At 37.7% G+C, this 21292-nt stretch carries 19 protein-coding genes and 1 riboswitch; of the genes, 5 read left to right on the top strand and 14 right to left on the bottom strand.

Translation table 11 applies throughout. The features are described from left to right. The first annotated feature begins 361 nt into the window (after window positions 1-361). Complete coding sequence (locus ACTYA4_RS06550) at window positions 362-1687, top strand: NAD-dependent malic enzyme (protein WP_443480500.1); 1326 nt, start codon at window positions 362-364, stop codon at window positions 1685-1687. Between the two features lie 256 nt (window positions 1688-1943). On the opposite strand, the gene ACTYA4_RS06545 is transcribed toward ACTYA4_RS06550, so the two are convergent. After that, window positions 1944-2420: a DUF421 domain-containing protein gene (locus ACTYA4_RS06545; protein ID WP_443480499.1), complete on the bottom strand. Its 477-nt coding sequence runs from the start codon at window positions 2418-2420 to the stop codon at window positions 1944-1946. A gap of 211 nt (window positions 2421-2631) precedes the next feature. Here ACTYA4_RS06545 and ACTYA4_RS06540 point away from each other — a divergent pair, with 211 nt between their 5' ends. Continuing rightward, on the top strand, window positions 2632-3723 hold the full coding sequence (locus ACTYA4_RS06540; RefSeq protein ID WP_443480498.1) for a low temperature requirement protein A: 1092 nt from the start codon (window positions 2632-2634) through the stop codon (window positions 3721-3723). 437 nt (window positions 3724-4160) lie between these two features. On the opposite strand, the gene ACTYA4_RS06535 is transcribed toward ACTYA4_RS06540, so the two are convergent. After that, window positions 4161-5186 carry an aldo/keto reductase gene (locus ACTYA4_RS06535; protein ID WP_443480497.1) on the bottom strand — a complete coding sequence of 342 codons (1026 nt, stop codon included), beginning with the start codon at window positions 5184-5186 and terminating at the stop codon, window positions 4161-4163. Window positions 5187-5385: 199 nt separating this feature from the next. On the opposite strand from ACTYA4_RS06535, the gene sigZ reads away from it, so the two are divergent. After that, window positions 5386-5910 carry an RNA polymerase sigma factor SigZ gene (gene sigZ, locus ACTYA4_RS06530; RefSeq protein WP_443480496.1) on the top strand — a complete coding sequence of 175 codons (525 nt, stop codon included), beginning with the start codon at window positions 5386-5388 and terminating at the stop codon, window positions 5908-5910. A 107-nt stretch (window positions 5911-6017) separates the two neighbouring features. Then, window positions 6018-6683, top strand: a complete 666-nt coding sequence (locus tag ACTYA4_RS06525) for a fumarylacetoacetate hydrolase family protein (protein WP_443480495.1) — start codon at window positions 6018-6020, stop codon at window positions 6681-6683. Between the two features lie 151 nt (window positions 6684-6834). Here ACTYA4_RS06525 and ACTYA4_RS06520 read toward each other — a convergent pair whose 3' ends face one another. The 7 genes from ACTYA4_RS06520 to ACTYA4_RS06490 all read right to left on the bottom strand — a co-directional run bounded on the left by ACTYA4_RS06520 (window position 6835) and on the right by ACTYA4_RS06490 (window position 16638). Next, window positions 6835-8001: a MalY/PatB family protein gene (locus tag ACTYA4_RS06520; protein WP_443480494.1), complete on the bottom strand. Its 1167-nt coding sequence runs from the start codon at window positions 7999-8001 to the stop codon at window positions 6835-6837. 382 nt (window positions 8002-8383) lie between these two features. Then, window positions 8384-8884 carry a carbonic anhydrase gene (locus ACTYA4_RS06515; protein WP_443480493.1) on the bottom strand — a complete coding sequence of 167 codons (501 nt, stop codon included), beginning with the start codon at window positions 8882-8884 and terminating at the stop codon, window positions 8384-8386. 115 nt (window positions 8885-8999) lie between these two features. Beyond that, window positions 9000-9365 carry a Na-translocating system protein MpsC family protein gene (locus tag ACTYA4_RS06510; protein ID WP_443480492.1) on the bottom strand — a complete coding sequence of 122 codons (366 nt, stop codon included), beginning with the start codon at window positions 9363-9365 and terminating at the stop codon, window positions 9000-9002. Between the two features lie 112 nt (window positions 9366-9477). Further along, a complete protein-coding gene (locus tag ACTYA4_RS06505; protein WP_443480491.1) occupies window positions 9478-12081 on the bottom strand; it encodes a DUF2309 domain-containing protein in 2604 nt (867 codons plus the stop codon). Between the two features lie 6 nt (window positions 12082-12087). Further along, on the bottom strand, window positions 12088-13614 hold the full coding sequence (locus ACTYA4_RS06500) for an NADH dehydrogenase subunit 5 (RefSeq protein ID WP_443480490.1): 1527 nt from the start codon (window positions 13612-13614) through the stop codon (window positions 12088-12090). Window positions 13615-14277: 663 nt separating this feature from the next. Further along, a complete protein-coding gene (locus ACTYA4_RS06495; protein ID WP_443480489.1) occupies window positions 14278-15735 on the bottom strand; it encodes an alpha/beta hydrolase in 1458 nt (485 codons plus the stop codon). 468 nt (window positions 15736-16203) lie between these two features. Then, the gene (locus ACTYA4_RS06490; RefSeq protein WP_443480488.1) at window positions 16204-16638 is read right to left on the bottom strand and encodes an Lrp/AsnC family transcriptional regulator; all 435 of its coding nucleotides are present in this window, start codon (window positions 16636-16638) and stop codon (window positions 16204-16206) included. A gap of 376 nt (window positions 16639-17014) precedes the next feature. Between ACTYA4_RS06490 and ACTYA4_RS06485 the strand changes: the two genes are divergently transcribed. Then, window positions 17015-17488 (top strand): VOC family protein, encoded by a 474-nt coding sequence (locus ACTYA4_RS06485; RefSeq protein ID WP_443480487.1) that lies wholly within the window; start codon window positions 17015-17017, stop codon window positions 17486-17488. A 26-nt stretch (window positions 17489-17514) separates the two neighbouring features. On the opposite strand, the gene ACTYA4_RS06480 is transcribed toward ACTYA4_RS06485, so the two are convergent. The 5 genes from ACTYA4_RS06480 to ACTYA4_RS06460 all read right to left on the bottom strand — a co-directional run bounded on the left by ACTYA4_RS06480 (window position 17515) and on the right by ACTYA4_RS06460 (window position 21260). Beyond that, window positions 17515-17892 carry a peptide-methionine (S)-S-oxide reductase gene (locus ACTYA4_RS06480; protein ID WP_443480486.1) on the bottom strand — a complete coding sequence of 126 codons (378 nt, stop codon included), beginning with the start codon at window positions 17890-17892 and terminating at the stop codon, window positions 17515-17517. An 89-nt stretch (window positions 17893-17981) separates the two neighbouring features. After that, a riboswitch (SAM riboswitch) is annotated at window positions 17982-18097 on the bottom strand. A gap of 504 nt (window positions 18098-18601) precedes the next feature. After that, window positions 18602-19366, bottom strand: coding sequence for an SDR family oxidoreductase (locus ACTYA4_RS06475; RefSeq protein ID WP_443480485.1), 765 nt, complete (start codon window positions 19364-19366; stop codon window positions 18602-18604). A 129-nt stretch (window positions 19367-19495) separates the two neighbouring features. Then, window positions 19496-20317, bottom strand: coding sequence for a MerR family transcriptional regulator (locus ACTYA4_RS06470; RefSeq protein WP_443480484.1), 822 nt, complete (start codon window positions 20315-20317; stop codon window positions 19496-19498). 215 nt (window positions 20318-20532) lie between these two features. Beyond that, window positions 20533-20847: a carboxymuconolactone decarboxylase family protein gene (locus ACTYA4_RS06465; protein WP_443480483.1), complete on the bottom strand. Its 315-nt coding sequence runs from the start codon at window positions 20845-20847 to the stop codon at window positions 20533-20535. Then, window positions 20847-21260, bottom strand: coding sequence for a tautomerase family protein (locus ACTYA4_RS06460; RefSeq protein WP_443480482.1), 414 nt, complete (start codon window positions 21258-21260; stop codon window positions 20847-20849). The genes ACTYA4_RS06465 and ACTYA4_RS06460 overlap by 1 nt, the downstream gene beginning before the upstream one ends. Window positions 21261-21292 lie beyond the last annotated feature (32 nt).

The following is a 21292-nucleotide window of genomic DNA, read 5'->3' as shown; positions in this document are numbered from 1 at the left end:
GTTGACAATCAAATTTTTCCAATTCCATTATACAATAACTCCAACCTCAAAGTCGTTAAAGCCTATTTCCTATTACCGCACTCTTGTTGCTATAAATGAACGCTAATAACCTAGATAGAAGAGCATCAGCTAACCTTTAAATCAAGAGCCTAAGGTCATCTAAATGAAGAATTTAAACTTGATTGATATAGAGAAATCTGACAGTTTCGTTAAATAAAGTGGCATGCTCTTCTATGTAAAAAAGATTAAAGCTATAATTGAGTAGTTAAGATTAGCATCGGCCATCTTCATTGTTTTACGGACAAGATCGTAAGCTGTTTCGGTTTGTAGAGGGCTAAATTTTATTTGGGGGTTTTATACAATGGAAGATAATAAATTAGTTCGAACGTTAATGATTGAAATTCCTTCGGTTCCGGGAAGTCTTGGTAAAGTGGCCTCAACAATTGGCCTGAATGGTGGCGATATCGGGGATGTTGAAACCTTAAAAGTAGGGCCTACATATACCCAACGAAACATTACCGTTCAATTTGAAAAAGAGGAACAACTTTCAGCGATTATTGAAGCGATCAATAGCTTAGATGATTTTCATGTCCAAACCGTATCAGACGAAGTTCTGCGTGCACACGAAGGCGGCAAGGTGCAGATGAAAAGTAAACTGCAGATTCAAACACTTGCAGATTTGCGTAAGGTTTATACACCAGGGGTGGCAGAAGTATGTAAAGTGATACAAGCAGAGCCTGAAAAAGCAAAGTTTTACACAAATATCGGAAACAGCGTGGCCGTTGTTACGGATGGAACAGCGATTTTAGGTCTTGGGGATATTGGGCCTGTTGCCGGAATGCCAGTAATGGAAGGAAAGGCTGCACTTTTTGAACAGCTTGTAAATATTAATGCGATTCCGATTTTGTTGGATACGAAAAATCCAGACGAAATCGTGGAAACGGTAAAGCATATCTCTCCTAGCTTCAGTGGGATTCTCCTTGAAGATATTGGTTCACCCCACTGCTTTGAAGTAGAGGATCGTCTAAAAAAAGAATTATCTATTCCCGTTATGCATGATGACCAGCATGGAACGGCTGTTGTCACACTCGCTGCGGTTATTTCAGCATGTAAAAATGTCGATGTTAATATCAAAGAGGCAGTTGTAGGACAAATTGGACTGGGCGCGGCAGGTTTAGCGATTTGCCGGATGCTGATGGCATACGGAGCAAAATCAGTGCTTGGTACGGATCTATCACAAGAAGCAAAAGTGCGTCTTGAAAACTATGGAGGTACGTCAGTTGATCAACTGGAAGAACTAATGGAACGCTGTGACATTATTATTGCAACCACAGGTGTCCAAGGGTTGATAAAAAAAGAATGGGTACGCAAAGGGCAGATTATTTTGGCACTTTCCAATCCAAATCCGGAAATTACTTCAGCGGACGCAATTGAAGCAGGCGCTGCATATGCGGCGGATGGGCGTTCTGTCAATAATGTCCTTGGATTTCCGGGCATTTTCAGAGGTGTTTTGAATGCACAGGCGAACGATGTAACCCACCCTATGTTGGTCGCAGCAGCCGAAGCAATTGCTTCCTGCACACAACCAGGAGATCTTGTTCCTCATCCATTAGATCTTAATGTACATGAACAAGTTGCGAAAGCAGTTGAACAAGTTATTATGGATGCTGGACCTGTACAAAAATAATATAAAAGAAGCATATGTTTTCCAAGTGTGCTTGTAACTTATGTTGCAAGCACACACAATAGATTAAGATTATTACTTAAAAAGAATCATATTTTCTACAACCTTTTTTCAGCTTTTCTTTGATAATGTTGACCCGAAGATTATCGATATCTATTTTTTAAATCATGATTGTATATCAACAGGAGAAGATATTTTATCGTATATAAATCAAAAACTAATTGATTATTTGTCCCTTTAACTGCATAAAAAACATCTGTTACAGACAATTTTCTTTTGGTAATGCAAGGATAGCTAAATCCTTTTTCGTTACATTTTGATAGGGTGTTTTTTTTAAAACTGATATATGCCCATCTGACTCCATAATAGCGAATTCAACCTCTTCAATGTTAAATACATCTTTCTCTCTAAGAACCTGATTTAAAGAATCCATTGTATATTTTAGATTCTTAAGATTTCTCTCGAGTATTTTTCCATTTTCTATGATTACTGTAGGATCACCAGAAATCGACTTTCTCGCATCTCTGTTTTTTAAAGTCAACAATGTTGCAAGTAATGTAATGAAACTAAATACAATTATGCAGGTAGTGATAGACCAAAACTTTATTTGAATATTAAAAGCCATATTGGCTGCAATAGAGCCTAATGTAATGGCAGCAATAAAATCATGATAGGTCATTTGCGAAATCATCTGTTGAATCAGGCATTTTCTTGAACTCCATGGAATTATTTTCATATTATTATCTCCACTGCTATTTGCAATTAAACATACAGGCAGCTTATATATTTTGCTAATGCTTGTGCTATAATTCGATTATAAGAACCTTTTCTTAAGCTTCAGCAAATTAGACCGATGTTTTGGTCATATCAATTCCCCCTTTCTTTTAATTCACTTTCGTACTACCATTTACTAGAGTAGAGGATAGAAAGGAGTACAAAAATAAAAAATGGAAGAAAAAAAAGTTACTTGGTTAGAACTTTTTTATGATTTACTCTTCGTGGCAGCTATTGCAACTGCGACTCATGTTTTAATTCATGTTGAAGAGGGATATATCCATTCAGAATATTTATTAAAGTTTGTGCTAATCTTTATTCCTATCTGGTGGGCTTGGGTAGGGCAAACCATGTTTATTAACCGGTTTGGACAAGATTTATTTCATCAACGACTATTTTTGATACTTCAAATGTTTTTTGTCCTTATTATGACATCAAGCTTATCAGTAGATTTTGATCCTTACTATCTTTCTTTTTTAATTGGTTATATTGGCTTAAGAGCAGTAACTGCGACCCAATATCTTGTTGTCCAGCGTATAGAAAAGGGATTTCGAAAAAAAGTAGCACTATATTTAGGAAGGTATTTTTGGATTGGAATCATTATTTCGTTATTCTCCGTCCTTTTTGATTCTTGGGTTCGATATGCTGTGTTATATATGGGTATCACTATCGATATTATGGTCCCAATGATTGGACGAAAGTATTTAGCAAAGGTGCCTACCAATACGGCTCATTTATTAGAGCGATTTGGTCTATTCACCATTATTCTCTTTGGTGAAGCTCTTGTCAGTACACTTGCCGTGATTCAACCTCAAGAAGGAAACTGGAATTCAATCGGCTTTTCGATCATTTCATTTATCCTAATTATATCGATGTGGTGGCAGTATTTCGATAATGTAGAAAAGAAAGTGGACAAGTCGATCCAAACAGCAGGTCAAACCATTATCTATGGTCATCTGTTTATTTTAATGACTTTAAGCATGATTGCTGCATCCATCAAGCTGTTATTTTTACATGAGGTGCATTATTCATTTATCTTATATTTTGTATTTGGTTCTGTATTGCTCTATTTCATTGCAACTTCTATTGTTTTTCATCAATACAGATATAAACAACACCGTTTGAAATTTTATCATTTAGGGTTATTTTTAGGAATTTTAGCAACCTTTTTTATTATAAATTTAATAGTAGTGGTCCCAAACATTGTCATAATGGGGGAGTTAGCCGTGTTTTATATTATCTATGCTAAAATAACGACCACTTGAAGAAAATCTGAAGTTTAATTAGATTCATCAGGTAAATAATAATTTACAATGCTATTTTTTTCACAAGAAATTAAGGGTATAAAAACCAGTATTAAACTATAAATACTGGTTTCTTTTTTAAAATTATGGCTACCCTGAAAGTAAGAGGGGTTTTCCGAAGCTTATCGCTCGCTTTCCGCGGGGCGAGCGCCAAGCCTCCTCGTAACGACGCTCCTGCGGGGGTCTCGCCTTTATCGCTAATCCCGCAGGAGTCGAGCGAACGCTTCTCCAAACCAACATATGCAAAAGCTCAATTCATTAATTTAGAATTGCGCCTGATATTTGCTGCTCTTATATACTCTATTATTTGCCCCTTTAATAGAAATGAATCTATTTTGAAAAAGATTGATCAAAATGGACTTCTTTTTAAAGTAATCCTAACAAATCTGATCAGCCTACTATCTCTCTGGATGTTTTCTTACTATATTCTCATCATTTTCCATAAAAGACCATCCTGGATACTCTTCTGGCAGTCGGCTGACTTCATCAAGTCTGTTTAACTCGTCTTCATTTAAAGTGATGCCGCTCGCCTCAAGATTCATCTGTAGTTGATCTGGACGTTTGGCCCCAACTATCACACTGGTGACCGCTTTCTGGTTAAGCACCCAAGCTAAAGCAATAGTGGCAACCGATGTTTCACGCACTCCTGCAATTTCTTGCAACACATCGATGATTGCATAACTTTTTTCTTTATCCACCGGTGGAAAGACAAACTTGGTATGCCGGTCATCAGCACTTCCTTGATTATCGCGAGTATATTTGCCTGACAGAAACCCTCCAGCTAATGGACTCCATATGAGCAGCCCCATATTTTGATCCTTTACAACTGGAATAACTTCCCGTTCAATCTCTCGTCCTGCCAATGAATAATAGGATTGACTGCTTTTAAAAGCATGAAGGCCATTTAATTGGGAAACCCCTCTTACTTTCATCATTTCCCATCCCCTCATATTGGAGCAGCCAATGTAACGTATTTTCCCGCTGCGAACAAGGTCATCTAAAGCACGCAAGGTTTCTTCCCAGTCTGTTATTTGATCGGGATTATGAATTTGATAAAGGTCAATATAGTCAGTACCAAGTCGCTTAAGACTTGCTTCCACTTGTTCGATGATATGCAGCCGTGATAAACCGATCTCGTTTGGTCCGGTACCAGTACGTCCTCTCACCTTCGTAGCAATGATCGCCTGATGACGTTTGGACTTCAAAACTTTTCCGAGAATCTCCTCTGACCGTCCATCAGCATATATATCAGCTGTATCGAAGAGATTAACACCGGCATCCAGCGCCTGATCGACGAGTCGGCCTGCTTCTTTTTCATCAAGTGAACCAAATATACCCCAAGTTTTTCCGCCGCCAAATGTCATTGCGCCAAGAGCGATTTCCGAAATAAGTACTCCTGTATTGCCAAGCAGATTGTATTTCATACTCTTCTCTCCCTCGTATTATTATTTTTTAAATTCAGCAACAATCCAGAAACACTTTGGAAAGCGTTAAAATTGCATCCATGCTCCCCCTTTTTGTAAAATTTAATTATTAAAATTATTCATTACACTATAAAAGACGCCATTAAAATTAAATAGACGCAAAGTTTGTTAAAAAACTTTTCAAAGGAGTGAGCTTCCAATGGATATTCAGTTAGTTTGGAGCGAATATCAAGAGCCAATAAAGCGTTTTGTGGCAAAAAGAACGGATAATCATGATGATGTGGAAGATATTGTACAGAATGTGTTCATGAAGATAAATGGTCATCTTTCCGATTTAAGGGATGAGAAAAAAATGCAGCCTTGGATTTATCAAATTGCTAGAAATAGTATCGCGGATTACTACCGCAGAGGGAAAAAATCCGAGGAATTTACGGACCATCTTAAGATCATCGATGAAAATGAAGAAGAGGACTATTCCAAAGAAGTCATTTCTTGCTTTAAAGACGTGATTCAGCAATTACCTGAAAAATATAGAGAAGCTCTCGAACTTTCGGAGTTTAAAGGCATGTCCCAAAAACAATTAAGCCAGCATCTCGGCATTTCTTATTCCGGTGCCAAATCAAGAGTACAACGCGGAAGGGAAATGCTTAAAAATTCACTACAAGGCTGCTGCCATATTGAATCGGACAAATATGGCAATATTGTTGATTTCTATATTAAATAAAGATAAGGTACAATCACAACTAGCACTTTATAAATATTCAATTATTTGATGCGTAATTCAGTTTTATTTCATAAACAACATGTTTTACTAATTAGGAGGTAGCTAAAATGGAAACTATCAAAAATATTTATTGTATTGGTCGAAACTATGCTCTTCATGCACTAGAATTAAAGAATGAAATTCCCACATCACCAATGGTCTTTTCAAAACCAACGCATGCCATCGCTTATGCAAATGGAAATGCGATTAATTTGCCAGCCTATCGAGGAATCATCCATTTTGAGACTGAACTAGTTATACATATTGGGAAAGATTATTATAAAGGAGCAAAAGCAGACGATCTTATCGACAAAATGGCATTAGGCATTGATTTTACATTAAGAGATGTGCAAACTACATTAAAAGAAAAAAGACATCCATGGCTTGCAGCTAAAGGGTTCCCTCAATCTGCTGTTCTCACCGATTTCATCCCTTTCCCAGGCGTTGAAGCAGCTAAAGAAAAAAACTTTTCACTTGAAATTAATGGGGAAGTTGTCCAAGTAGGAAATATTAGCGATGTCATTTTTAATTTCCAGACCATCATTGATTTTTGTGCGTCGAATTTTGGGATTGGTAAAGGAGATATCATTTTCACTGGTACGCCAAGTGGTGTCGGAGAAGCCATTGATGGAGATAAATTTTCCTTAAAATGGGGAGATGAGGTTTTAGGTACATGTCAAATAGTTAAAAGTAATGAACCACCACAATTGAGTCTTTCCCCGAAGCCATTATAGAATATGTTAAAGTTTAAGAAAGTGTCGAAAAAATGGGACACTCTCTTAAACTTCAATAACATGTACCGTTCTATAAGGAAGCCTCTAGGATTCATTGATCCTGATTCCTCCATTATTCTGAATAAGGATTATTTAATGAAATCCCTTTTTCTTAGGTTAAAGCCCGTTTTAATCGCTCTAACCCCTCTAGTAAAACTTCTTGAGAACAGCCGATGTTCATACGAACAAACCCTTCTCCTCCTGATCCATATTTGGCTCCTGGTTCTAATCCAAGCTTTCCTTTTTCAATTAAAGCTTTATTTAATTCTTCATCGCTCATATTCAAGTTACGGCAATCCATCCAAAGAAGATATGTTCCTTCCGGCTCCATCAATCGTATAGACGGAATATTTTCTTCGATAAATTCTTTCGCAATTGCAACATTCTGCTTCAAGTAGCCTAATAACTCTTCCAGCCAGTTCTCTCCATATCGATAGGCTGCTTCCATTGCAATGATTCCAAAGGTATTAAGGGTATGATACCCTGTTCTTCGCTGAAAATTTTCATATCTGCTTTTTAATTCTTCATTTGGAATAATGCAAGCAGAAGCTTGAAGTCCGGCAATATTAAATGTTTTGCTTGGAGCGATGCATGTTAACAAAATCTCGTCATATTTTTTATCTAACGCTGCAAGAGGATAATGTACATTTGGCTCGTACACGTGATCCGCATGAATTTCATCAGATAGGATCAAGCAATTGTAGTGCAAGCATAAATCTCCTACCCTTTGCAACTCCTCTTTTGTCCAAACCCTTCCTCCTGGATTATGCGGGCTGCACAACACAAAAAGTTTTACACCCATTTGCAATTTCTTTTCCAAATCTTCAAAATCCATTTCATACCGATTATTCACAAGCTTCAATGGAGAGTTAAGCACAACTCGTTCGTTCTTTTCAATCATTTCAAAAAATGGCGCATAAACCGGAGATTGCAGCAAAACATATTCACCAGGATCTGTAAAAGCTTGGATTGCCGTACTAATCGCAGGAACAACTCCTGAATGATAAACAATCCACGATTGATCAATTTGCCAATTATGTCTATTCATAAACCAATTAATCATCGCATCAGCAGCAGAATTCGGTACGTATGTATAACCGTAAATCCCATGTTCAAGTCGTTTTTGTATTTCTGCAGCTACTTCTGCTGGCGGCTGAAAATCCATATCTGCGACCCACATCGGGAGAACATCATCTGTTCCAAAAACAAATTTATTATACCCCCATTTATATGACGCTGTATCCTTCCTATCAATTACCCTGTCAAAAATACTATTCATCAAAATCCCCACCTATAAGTAGTTTTTCTTTCGGAAAAAAATGTAGGGTATTCCCCTGCAGTCTATTGATAAATATTTTACCATAAACTTCAACTTCAGGTGTTCCTAATCTTTCGGACATAAAAACAGCCCTTTAGTTAATTTCATCCAAAGGGGTAAAGCTTCTCAACTTTTTTATCATCATCTTGGTTGGCGAGTCTTGTAGGTCTATGGAATATAGAGATCGCTGCAATTCTTCTGAAGGCTAGGGGTTCTCAAAAAAACATCATCCTTTCGAGTACTCAACTAAAAGAAAAATGTTTTTTCATGTTGGAGGAAATTTGTTTTGTTAGATTTGAACTGTATGTGGAACTACCCCTTTCAGATCTAAAGCAAGGATTTCTCAAAAAGTGTCAATTTCTGATAGTATATCGTTTTCTTTGTTGATAATTAATCCTTGAACCTTTACATGAGAAGGCATCAACGGATGACGACGAATGATATTAACACTATTTTGTACACCATCAGTTACAGTTTTGCTACCCTCTAACCATTCCATTATACTACCTTCAGGAAATTCTGGCGTGCAATATTTAGAAAGATAATCTAATGTTTGTATTTTTTCCTGCAATCCTTTGTTTTCGGATATTATGTTAAATATATCCTCTGTATTCCTCTGATCATCTTTTGCAGCAACCACAAATATTTTCTCAACTTTTTCTTGATAAACAGCAACAATAATATCTCTCATTATATCGCCAAAAGATTGGGAAATTACTGGATTATAACTTTGTAAGATAATGATATTTTCTGGATTAATATTGGTCTCCAGCTTCATTAGATGGTCCAAATTGTGCTCTATTCCAATCAAATATAGAACTTTTTTCTTTTTATCAATATGCATCAAAGTCACCCCATTAATAATTTGAATTTCGCTTCAGTCGATAATTTAAAATGATTAAGCAGCAAAACTTGAATGATATAGTAAAATAATCATTGTTTTAAACGTATCTAACGATTTATGACAATTGGTCTTGTAAGTCACCCGAAAGCTTAAAGATCATAATTCGTTCTCCAGTTTGTGTACTAAGATCGGTAAAAAAACTCACTACTTCTTGACCTGTTAACGTTAATATAATTTCCTTTAATTCTTCTAGACCTGATTCCACCAAACTATTTCGATTCTTTTTTACGGAAAGTAATCCTTCTTTATCTTTACATAGTGAATATTCAGCAGGGGTTAATATACCACGTAATGTAACAATAATCATATCTCGTAAAATATCTGATTTAACAGATATAGAGCCACGTCCAAGATAATTTTTCTCCCAATAAGTTAATGCTTTACTTATATCAGCTTCAATAGTTCCTTTTGATTTATCCATAATAAGTCCCTTTCCTTCCCCCTTTCTTTATTAAAAGTTACATATATGAATATTTGTTTCGTTTTATATCACTGGGTTCTCACTAGGCTTTTATATCAAACTGGGAAAGTAATTAAGACCAACTTTCCCAGTTTCCTTCTGGATCAAAGGACGCAAGTCGAATCCAGCCATTTTGAATTTTTTGATAAAAAGTAGGATTATGATCAAAGAGCCGTTCCACATACTCCTTCGGTGCTTGGATTACCACCAACAAGCGCAGGGGAGCATGATAAGCCTCTTGATCCGATTGCATCACGGACTGCCAAGGAAGTCCAGTTAATAAGTCACTGGCATTCCCTTGCATTACGCCAATACCAGATGTCACTGTTTGGGTCGTTTTATTTCCACTGCCATAATAATGAGGGGCAACAGTAGATGCGTAATATTGCAGGTTAATCCATTGGGCAACCGTTGCCGGACCAGCAATAATGTTTGCAAGTAAATCACCGTTCTTATCTTTTTTCCAATTATAGTTTTGGAGAAAAGCTCTCCCATTCAAATTGCACTCTTTCGTAAGCTCCCGATCCCCAATGATAAACGCGGCGTTGCGCGCCAGTCCCCATTCAGGACGCACCTCACTCCAATCTTCTGCAAAGCGCTGCGCCTCAGCCTTTGGATTTTTGTGATAAGAGTAGATATTTGGCAGTTTTGATAGTCGCTCGGCATTTGCTTCATCACTAACTTTTGGCAATGCATCTTGGATACGTTCAAATGCTTCCACCGCTGCATCTGAAAGTTCAGGAACATAAATCCAATGTAGTTCATCAAGTGATGTGATATGCTCAGCAGCCGCGAAAACTGTATCTTTCGGAATTGAAATCCCTTCTTCTGCAAGGGTTTCCCTCACTGCCTGCAAATTACACAAGGTAGCGAGTACACGTGCATTGAATCTACTTGATGCTCCTCCGCATGCACCGCAGTCCAGTGCAGAAGCATATGGATTGTTCGTGCTGTGACTTCCATGACCACAAATAACCACTAAAGGAGCGAAATGATCGGTGAGCCCCATCATTTTTAGCGCTTGCCGTACATACTGCACTTTTTGTTCTTCAGAAAACCCAACCGGCAACTCCGCATCTATGATGTGTTCATGGTCAAGCGAAAGTTCAGTAGAAGGTTTGCGCAGCCACGTTTTTCGAATTTTACGGAAAGCATAACCGGCAGTTCGTGGAACAAAGCTGCGAGCCAACGTATGCAAGCTAAGCCAAGGGCCGCTTACTTCCGGAAGCACCAGACTAGCAAGCAGGTTATTTTTCATGTTCTTAAAAGTTGAGCTGAGTGAATAGGCTGTATGCTTACGCTCTTTATATTGTTTTAATTCATGTTCAGGTGAAGATTCTTTTACTTTGAATTGCGGCTTTAGTATAACAGGCAAGGAGTTATGGCTATGCTTGCTGCCAAGCTTACTTGTTTCAATTGGCAATCCAAAAAAGCCAGCTGTTCCAAAAGTTTCAAAAGGACCTGATTTTTCAAGTTTGCGGCGAAAATGCTCTGAACGCACATCAATACAAAATGCAAATTGTGCCAATACAGTATCATTTTCCGCTGCCGCAGCCTGTTTCAATGTGATCATGTTCATCAATTGATCTTCGTATGTTTTTTCCCAAGCTTCCAACCAAAGCTGATTGTGGACAATTTTATCAAAATGATAAGCAAGCTTCAAACGTGCTGTTTGCTCCGCGGAAGATAACTGTATCCATTCATTGATTGACAGGTCACCAAAGTAGACCCAAGATGCAATCAACGATTCTAATAGCGCTTTATCCCCCTCTTTTTTTTCATCCAAGGGAAGATGAGGTTTGATTAAGGCCAACTCCATGGAAACTCGAACAGCCAAATATTCAGTTAACAATGAATGTTCTTGAGCTCGATGCTCCGAACGCCACAGCAGCATTCCTGCCCAACCTGGCAAGGAAAGTAAATGCGCTTCAAGATAACCTTGGATCTCTGAATATGGGATTTTAAGCAGCAGCAATGCCTCCTTTAAAGCACTGCCAGCATCTTTTGGCCATTTATTGAACTGCTGACGTATCGTATTGCTTAGTGCTGGATCATAAAGAACCAGTCTCCGCCACGCATGATAGAAACCTTCTTCACGATTTGGCATGGACCAAACAGCTTGAGACTCATCCAAAAACAATTTACACCATTTAATTAAATGACGGTTGAGATCATGAGCCACCTTCTCACCGCCTAGCTGTTCTAAGCGCTGACTATAGGTTTGCACCGAATGCTCTTCAGTTATCTCGAATTTATAGCTAGTTAGATTTTTTGCCAAGCTCTTTAATTCAGGATCTTCTAATAGATTGGAAGGCGGCTTATCCTGTGTAAGAGCAGACCAGCAGAACTGCTCGGCAACGTTCTGTGGCAGTTCTAAAGACTGTAAATCAAGCCAGTGTTTTAGCCTGCTTTCTAGAAAATCTTGATTAATCTCGCCACGATTTCGTGCAGACTGCAACAACGAATCATTGGGATATATATCTACATCACAAGTATCTTTCATCTTGCATGCAACTTGTTCAAATGACTGATCTTCCAAACCCGTCCAGGGGTTACGTGCTGCAAATGTGTTAATAGGACCAAGCGGTGCAATAACTTTGCTTGCTGCTTTCACTAAATCGTTCATATTAAGATCAAAACAATCAAGTTCTTTTTCCCGATTTAATGTTGTATTCATCGTACATTACCTCCTCGACAGTAATTGTGCCAAATATTTCGGATGACTTTCGACCAAATCATTTTTAGGTTCACCCAATTGTATAAGCCAAAGATAGATAACAGCAAAGAAAGCCGATGAACGATTACGTACTAACCATGCAGCAAAAACATTTCCGGCAAGCAAAATAAATAGAAGTAAAATAGCTGCTGATGCAGGCGGCTCTATACCTTGATAAACTGATTCATGCAACAGCCTATCAAAGGCGGTATGAATGATGCTAAACACGATCGCAGCACCGGCAAACAGCGAAAATCCTGTAATGCGGCTAATAGCACCGTACCCAAAAGCCATAAGTTGCGTCCAGGCAATTGATATAGACCAGCCTAAGGTTAGAGCACTTATTAATTGATACACTTCTCCATGTGAAGTTAGCCAATAGCCAACCCCCACTAGCGTACCTAAAATGCCTCCAGAGATGACCCATAAAAATGTTGATGATTGGGGCGCCTCCTTAGATTTTGATACATTGTTACTTACCACAGAACCAGCCTGTAAAAAAAGGGTTGATTTAAATAGACCATGCAGCACAGCGTGAGTAATGGCTGCTATATAAGCACCTAATGCGCATTGAATCAGCATAAACCCCATCTGCGCAATCGTAGAGCCTACCAGCTGTCGTTTATAATCAGTTTGAACCAACATAATACCGGTTCCAATCAAGACGGAAATACTAGACAGAACGAGCAGAATAATCTGGGCTGCATCGCCGCTAAAAAGAGGTGCAAAACAAGTCAATATAATTCCACCGGCATTCACTATACCTGCATGCATAACTGCAGAAACTGGTGTTGGAGCAACTACCGAATCTAACAGCCAGCGGTGAAAAGGCCATTGTGCGGCTGGAATTATTACAGCAATAATCAGCAATACATTTATACAAGTTCTCTCCCATGAAGCTAGTTGCGCAAGATTGTTTTCAGTAAGTATGAGCGACAACTGCCAGTGTCCCGCACTCTGTGTAAGCCAGATAATTGCAAACAACAAAATAAGCCAACTAAGTGCGAACAAACGACCAGATAGCGCAGCTGCATTTCTCGCCACTTGCCACTCCTTTTTTAATCTAAGGAGCAATGTCAGCCCCAGAAGTGTAGCTCCCCAGGAAATCAATAACCAACGAAGATCATCACTAAGCCAAGCAACTGCATCAAAAACAGTAGTAAGAGTCAGCAGCGTAAAATATTTTCGATAAGAACGGTCGCCGAGTAAATAGCGAACAGAGTAGCGCTGCACAATGAAGCCCATTGTAAGGACAAACAATGCCAGCAGCCATGATAAGGAATCAAGATGCCAAGGGCCAATAATCAAACTCTTTTTGTTAGAAATAAGGGCCAACAGAGCGGCGATTGGGGGTAATGAAATGATGCCCACATGAATGCGAACAAAATTCAAGGGAACCCTTGGGTATAACAAAAATAATGCACTAAGCACAGAAATCGCAAGCAATATAAAAAATACGATTGGCAGTGAAATAAAATCCAAGTAAACTAACATCCAGCTCCCCCCTTTTGAATGAATAGATAGAAGCAACCAAAATTTCGAAAACATCTATCTTAGCAATTTGCTTCATTTTGTAACTTTCCTTTCTATTGAATAACATTTAAGAAAAACACAAGACTCCAAAATCCAGTTCTAACCTAAGTGTTGAAAATACTATGCTTTTTTATCTTTAAAACAAAAAAACCGACAATTTCATCATTTTAATGGCATAATAAATCCATTAAACTCTGAAAATTGTCGGTTTACTATTAACTAGCCCAAATGCGGTTTTTTAAATAGTCTACCTTTTATACAACACTTCCTTCATTGATAGTAAGGAAGTTATATTTTCCGTTCACCTTGTTTTTTAACCTCTACTTTAATAGATTTACTTTTTCATAAAGTCAAAATTAAATTTTTAACTGTATGCTAAAGTGAGCTATATTTTTATAGAAGTTGTTTGAACATTTATTTTATAAAATGATACTATTTATTAAATAATCTGTCAAGTCAAGGATCTCTAACAACATAGAAAACTATCATAATTTCGCTAATCAATTAGTTGACCCCTAATGCTGAAGTGGTTTAGTATCAAGTGGATTGGTCAGGTTCAAAAAAACGACCACGCATTTGTAAATTAAACCGACTGATTTCTAGCTCAAGGGCGGTTTATTTCTTTTATTCCTGGAAAATTACCTTCACTTCAGGATAGGGGGAGGACGGTCTGTCAAATAGGGTGTCTGTTTTTCCTTTTAAATGTTTGTCGAAAAAAGCTAGTGTGTAGTCATTGATGATACTATGTGCCTGACGCGGAGGCATTTGATGATTCCATGAAAAAAATGGCGACAGTAAATACAAATCTGTAAAACTCAGATGATCTATCTTGTCTATCATCACACTGTAACCATCGTTTTTGAGTAGATTGTTTTTGCGCATCGGAATTTCTTTAGCTATAAAGTCATAATCCTCACGGGTCATCCCTATCCTTAGCAACTCCTCTTCGTTCGGTTCATCGGCGCTGTTAACTTCTGGTGTTTTCACGTTCATCATTAAAAACGGCTGTTTAAGTCCGTCTTTCAAATCCCCTTTTCCGAACAGCGTTCCATCCATATTCATCCCCGCCTTAAACCGCGGATCCGCTAGCAGCGTTTGTGCTGCAGCCGCACCGCCGAAAGAGTGCCCAAACATCCCCACACTTTTAAGATTGATTTTCCCCTTCAAAATGCCGTTTGGATCTTTGGTGTTTAGCTGTTCTATTTGATCCAGCACAAATTTTGAATCTGGAACCCAAGTATCGGTGACTATTTGATCCCAACTATCCCAATCATTCATCTCAGGTAGATTGTCGCTTAATAAAACAAGCTTTCCATCAGGAAACACAGTCTCTATAGAGTGATAGGTGTAGTCGATACATGCGACGATATAACCGTGACTGACCAACTCCTCCACTTGCGACGTATTCGTATAGCGAGTTCCCGGAAAACCATGTGCAAACAGCAGCAGCGGATAGTTCTGCTGAGCATTGGAAATTTTCGCTTTAATGCTGGCGTGAGTGTTTACGTTGCGAAGGTAGTCTAGGAAGAAACCAGGTACCCCGTACTTTTGTTGAACAGCCATCTTCAAACCGGACAAGTCTGGAATGTAGGGAGCAATCTTTTCATCTCCGGACGTTTCTGCTGGATACCAAATTTGCACCATCAGCTGTCTTTTGTCTACAGGATCTTTAGTCAGCTTTTCCTCCCTTTTAACATCTATCCAATGATAAGTGGCTGTTCCGATCGCGTAGGGACCGCTTGGCTTAGCTGTTTCAAAAACAGGCAGCAACACCGGAAGTCCAACCGTAATAACGACGTATAACGCTCCAAAAATAGCAGCGGTAACCTTTAAGGCACGATGGCGCAACCTGTATGTATGACTACGCAACTGCATGGCAGACCATAAAAGCAAAAGAAACGTTAGCACATAAGCAGGCACTATCTGCCATCGGAAATGCTCAACGGCAAACTGCAGAACTAAGAGAATTAGAGCTACTCCGCTTAACGCAACGAGCAACTTTTTTGCTTTTCCCCTTTTCCATAGGAGTATGACCAGTGTCAGTACATTGAGGCTGAGCAATAAGATTTCAAAGATTCTCATTGGACTTAGAGCACTCTCCTTATACTTCTGATTGTTTGGAACACAGTTTCTCTGCCACATACATTTGCAAATTTGGCTTCGAGAGATGGCTCGTTGCTTTATGTTGTGAAGATCTTGCTATAGCAGTATCTTTAGTAAAAAAAGTCCTTTTAAAACTGCACAACATTTTCAATATATTACCTAAATATTGACTATGAATGACATTATTTTAAAAAGAGTGTAAATTTTACATGTATAGCTAAATTTTCAACTGTGTGAAGCTACAAATACGCCATTAAAGACTGACTTAAAAGGTCCTTGAAAACGACTTTTTGAGCCATCCTCTACACAAATATAGTTATTTTGAACTAAATCTTACCATAGATTTTGAATTAAATTACTTCTCCTTTGTCAATAAAAAAACCGAAATCCCAACCTTTTCGTTTTGAAGGACGATCAATTTCTTAACTTGATAACGATATGGCAGCTTCAGAGTAAAACCCTGTTTTCCAATATATTTTTTAAACAAATATGTGACTTTGAATGCCCCAGCTGCACAAGCGAATCTTGAAAAGCTGCAAGCTCCTCTACCGATGCAGTTTGTACCTTTAGGAGATAATTAAATTCTCCACTTATACGAAATAAATCGGTTACTTCCCTTGCCTCTTTACAAAAATCAACTAATGCTTGACAATGTTCAGTCTTTAATAGAATAAAAGAGGTCGTACCTCGGTTTAGCTCGCGCAAATTAAATACTGTACTATATTCGGAAATAATCTTTTTATCTTCCAGCTTTAAAATCCTTTCTTTAACGGAAGGTTGAGACATAGAGATTTGTTTACTTATTTCCGAAATAGGCATTCGCGCATTATGCTGAAGTAATTCCATAATCTTTTTATCAATGTCATCGATTTGATTAATCATATTCAGTATCCTCCCAAGTTCTATAAAAATAGGCTTTTTTCGTATAGATTGTTGTTATGTAACCCGCAGCCTGAATCCACTTCGCTTTCCGCGGACGAGTGCCGAGCCTCCTCGTCGCTATGCTCCTGTGGGGTCTCGTCTTTCTCGCTTTTCCCGCAGGAGTCTACGTGTATTCAGTCTGCTCAGTGCTTCAACCATGTTTATTGTTTTATTCAAAAACAACAAACTTTTAGAAAACAACCAAAAAATAAGATAATTATGATAAATAAACTTATATTTAATAAGTATTTTATCATTATCTCCTCATATTTCGTATGTATTTCGCTGATTAATATTACTATAATGAAAACAACTTATTTATAAGGGGAGAATCTATATGAGTGTAAACGGACTTGCCCATATTGCTATCCAAGCGAAAAATTACAAAACAACTATCGATTTTTATACTAAAGCCTTAGGATTTAAAGTAGGTCATCATTGGAGTCTACCTTCCTTTCAGATCAAAGAGGCTGCCATGCTTGTTTCACCTGACCAAAGAAGCTGCATTGAAATATTTGACAGCGAAGCGGTTATCCCTGCTCAAGGAAAAAAAGCCTTATCGGAAGAAGATATTGCTTACGGAGCGTTATTACATGTCGCATTTTATGTGGATAATGCAGAGGAAATGTATCAAAAAGCCCTTGCTCATGGAGCAAAGGCATATATTGAACCGAATCAACTTTCCCTTGGCGAACCACCTCTTGTGGTAAAAAATGCTTTAGTGTACAGTCCTAATGGAGAAGTTATCGAATTTATGGAAGATATCGATTTTAATATGCTATTTAATAAACATAAATGGAAACAATCATAAATGGCCAAAATAATGTGACACTTTTATTAAGAAAGCAATTTTATCTCTTCTAGGCCATTAATATGTTCACATGCTGGAGTAATTTTTGTAATAATTTTATCTTTAAAAATATGTTTTAGCTCGCATTTCTTTTGTTTAGCTAATGTTAATTGATTTTTATCAGAGAAGAAAATCAATGATTGATTTTTAAATTGCTGACCTTTTCTAGTTGTTGGGTCATGTAAGTCAAAAAATAATTCTAATAATTCATTATAGGATACTTTCCAGGGATTAAACCATATTTCTACTACATCTAGATTTGTCCCGCTTAGATGTCCTATTCGAACATTTTCAATACCACGAGAACCTGTAATAAAAGCTTTTTGACTAAAAAACTCGCTTGCACCAAACACTGCTCTTTCCATATAATTTCGCTCCTCCTGAGCGATAAGCCTCTATCCATTTAAAAAACCTCTCTTTGTTTAAAGAGAGGTTCGTATTATTACATACTTTCCTCTCATCTTTCAAAGGTTAACACCTTTGCAGGAATTAGCACCGTTCAAGACAATATTTTGACTTGATGGTTGCCGGGTTTCATAGGGCCTGTCCCTCTACCACTCTGGATAAGAAGTTATCGCTATTTATTTTTGTTTAATTACTTTATTGTTACTGATACTATCATTCTATTATCTAAAATTCAAGTATTATTTTGAAAATAATTGAATTTATCTATTATTCTTTTTCAACAATTCTTACTTCCGAATATGGCAATTTAGTAAAATAACAATAATTTCACTGTAAATGTAACAACTTTATTAATTTATCTTTTATATGAACATTGAAACCTAAGAGAACCGATTCTCATAGCGTAAGGCTGTTTTCGTATAGATTGTTGCTTTTAGTCTCACAGCCTGAATACACTTCGTCCGTTTAGCGAGCGTCGAGCCTCCTCGTCGCATACGCTCCTGTGGGTCTCGTCTTTCTTGCATTCCCACAGGAGTCTACGTGTATTCCGTCTGCTGAGTACTTCGTCTCCAATTTTTCATGTGAAAAACAACAAACTTTGAGAAAACAGCCTAGCGTAAAAACAAATGAAAAATCGGATTTTCGTCTTACTTAAACAGAATTTCCAGATTATAAATGAGATCCGCCTGTAGCGTCGAGCATTTGTGCTGTAACCCATCGACCATCAGAGGATGCAAGAAACGCAACAATGTCTGCAATATCTGAGGGTTCCCCAACTCGTCCTAGTGCAGATATTTCCGTTGCATGTTTTTGTCCTTCAGGAGTATAGAGCCATGAAGCGTTGACGTCTGTATCGACGATGCCAGGAAGAACTGCATTCACGGTAATCCCTCTTGGTCCAAGCAGCTTTGCAAGATGGAGAGTGAACGTATTGATTGCTCCTTTTGTAAGGTTATAAACCATAATATGTGGATAGGCAATCCGCGTCACACCAGACGATATATTGATAATCCGTCCCTCATCGCGTAGACGGGATAATGATTTCTGAACAAGAAAAAACGGTGCTTTCACATTGACAGCAAATATCTCGTCAAAAGAATCCTCTGTTGTTTCTTCCAACGTTTTTGAAGTACCGATTCCAGCATTGTTAATCAAAATATCAAATTGGTTGCTGCCAGTTCGTTGATTGAGTTGCTTATCCAGCGATTGAATCAATTCTTCAACACTTGCAATCGAGTTAAGACTTGCACCTATAGCAAATGCTTGACCCCCATTTGCTTTAATTGTACTAACAACTTCCTCCGCTGCGGCAAAGCGACTACCATAATGGACCGCAATCAGCGCTCCTTCTTCCGCCAATCGTAATGCAATTCCTCGACCGATTCCTCGACTTCCACCTGTCACTAATGCAATTTTTCCTACTAAACGATTCATTTTTTTCACTCCTTGTTGATTGATTGATTTGACTTTACACCTTCAACCATAGGGGAGAGTCAACATACATAACAAAAAAATCTTTCATTATCCCATTCGAAATGGAATGATGAAAGATTTTTTTGTTTTTTAAATATTTTCAACAGGGATAAGCAATTCAGCCATTCGAAGTTTCCCATACAGATCTTTATCCACTGTTAGATAAATTTCTCGGATTGGTTCCGTATTGCTGGGTCGAAATCCATTAGATGATATCCATGCTGCCAACTCAGATAAGGCTGGACAAGAAGAATGATACGGATCACAATGGTGCACAAGTGAGGCAGCTTTTTTTAACTCAGGCCAGACGTGAATTTTCACTCGATTACTACTTGGAATTTCTTTTGTAATGGGTAAAGCGACCTCTACATCGATCGCATCATCTTCGAGTTCACTATTATGCCATTGAATACTCAATGGCCGATTTTCGTCCTCACCATGCAGACGTACATATTGTCTGATTTCGTCCAATAGCAGACATAGGTGTGTACGTGGGATAATATCTCGAATCGAAGCAACAAATTGAGACTTTACATCCCGTAGAACGATTGAATAAGTCGAAGATAAATTGTTCAAATCTCCAACACGCTCTAGTCCTGAATTAATTTCCTTTAACTGACGCTGTGCTTCCTCAATTGTATGTTGAAGCTCCAATTGTTTTATGATCAAAGATTTTTTAACATCCTCAGGCAATGCATCTTCCGCTAATAATAACTTGATCTCCTCTAGTGTAAATCCCTGTTTTTTTAAAGCGATGATACGTTGTATGGTCAACAGTTGTTCCGCCGAATAATATCGATAACCAGAAAATTTATCAGTTGTAGATGGTTTTAACAAACCTCGTTTATCATAATAACGCAGTGTTTTGATTGACACTTTACTTAGTTTAGAAAATTCGCCGATTTTAAACATTCTTCAAAGCCCCCTCTAATACCAGTGCTCACCCTTTTTTAATCTATTTCTCAACTTCAAATCTTCTTCTTTTGAACATAAAAACACCCTTTTAGATAATCATACCTAAAAGGGTGAAACATGGCGACTTTCTTTAAAGCTGCTTCTCTTTTTTATAAACGTATTAACTTTATCTCTATTATTATGAAATGTATACGTTAACAGATACTATACCTTCATTTTTCATTCAGTATTATGTTTAGCGCTGCAGCCGCTTTAGGCCATCCAACGTAAAAGGCCATATGTGTGATCAAAGCAATTATTTCCTTTTCGTTCAGTCCATTCTTTTCAGCCAATTGCAGATGAAATGGTAGTTGCTCCGTATTGCCAATACTAATTAGAGCAGAAAGTGTAATTAAACTTCTTTCTTTTGATGTTAAAGTAGGCTCTCTCCATACTTTTTCGAATAATATATTTTCACTATAATCAACAAAATCGGTAGCATTATCTCTCATTTTCTTTGGTATATTTAATTCAATACGATCATTCACTATTCTTTTTCCTCCTTCTTATTAACCATTTGTGCTATTCCTTGACCAAATGACCAGTTTTCAGCAGATGTCTCGTTTAATGTAATAAAAATATCAGTTGTAGAGATGTTTAAATGATGATAAAAAGCTTTCGCGATGGATTGATACAAGTTCCTCTTCTGAATTATTGTTCTTCCAGGTGCACATGTAATGGAAACATGTATCAAATGATCTGTTCTTTTTTTCTCTCCTTCTAACAGATAATGCGGGTCGTAAAAAAATTGATTAGATGGGTAGGGTAAACACATGTGAAAGTAATCGTTTTCTGGAATGTGAAAATGTTCAATTAATGAATGATGAATACTATTGCTTATTATTTTTAACCCTTCTTTATTCCATTGCCTTTCTGGATAATAAACATGAACAAACGGCATCTATTCACTCCCTTTCTTATAACTTTATTGTA

The sequence above is a fragment of the Niallia yueguangensis genome, from assembly GCF_052663115.1.
The sequence above is the reverse complement of the archived record's forward strand: the minus strand, read 5'-3'. Positions and strand labels throughout refer to the sequence as shown.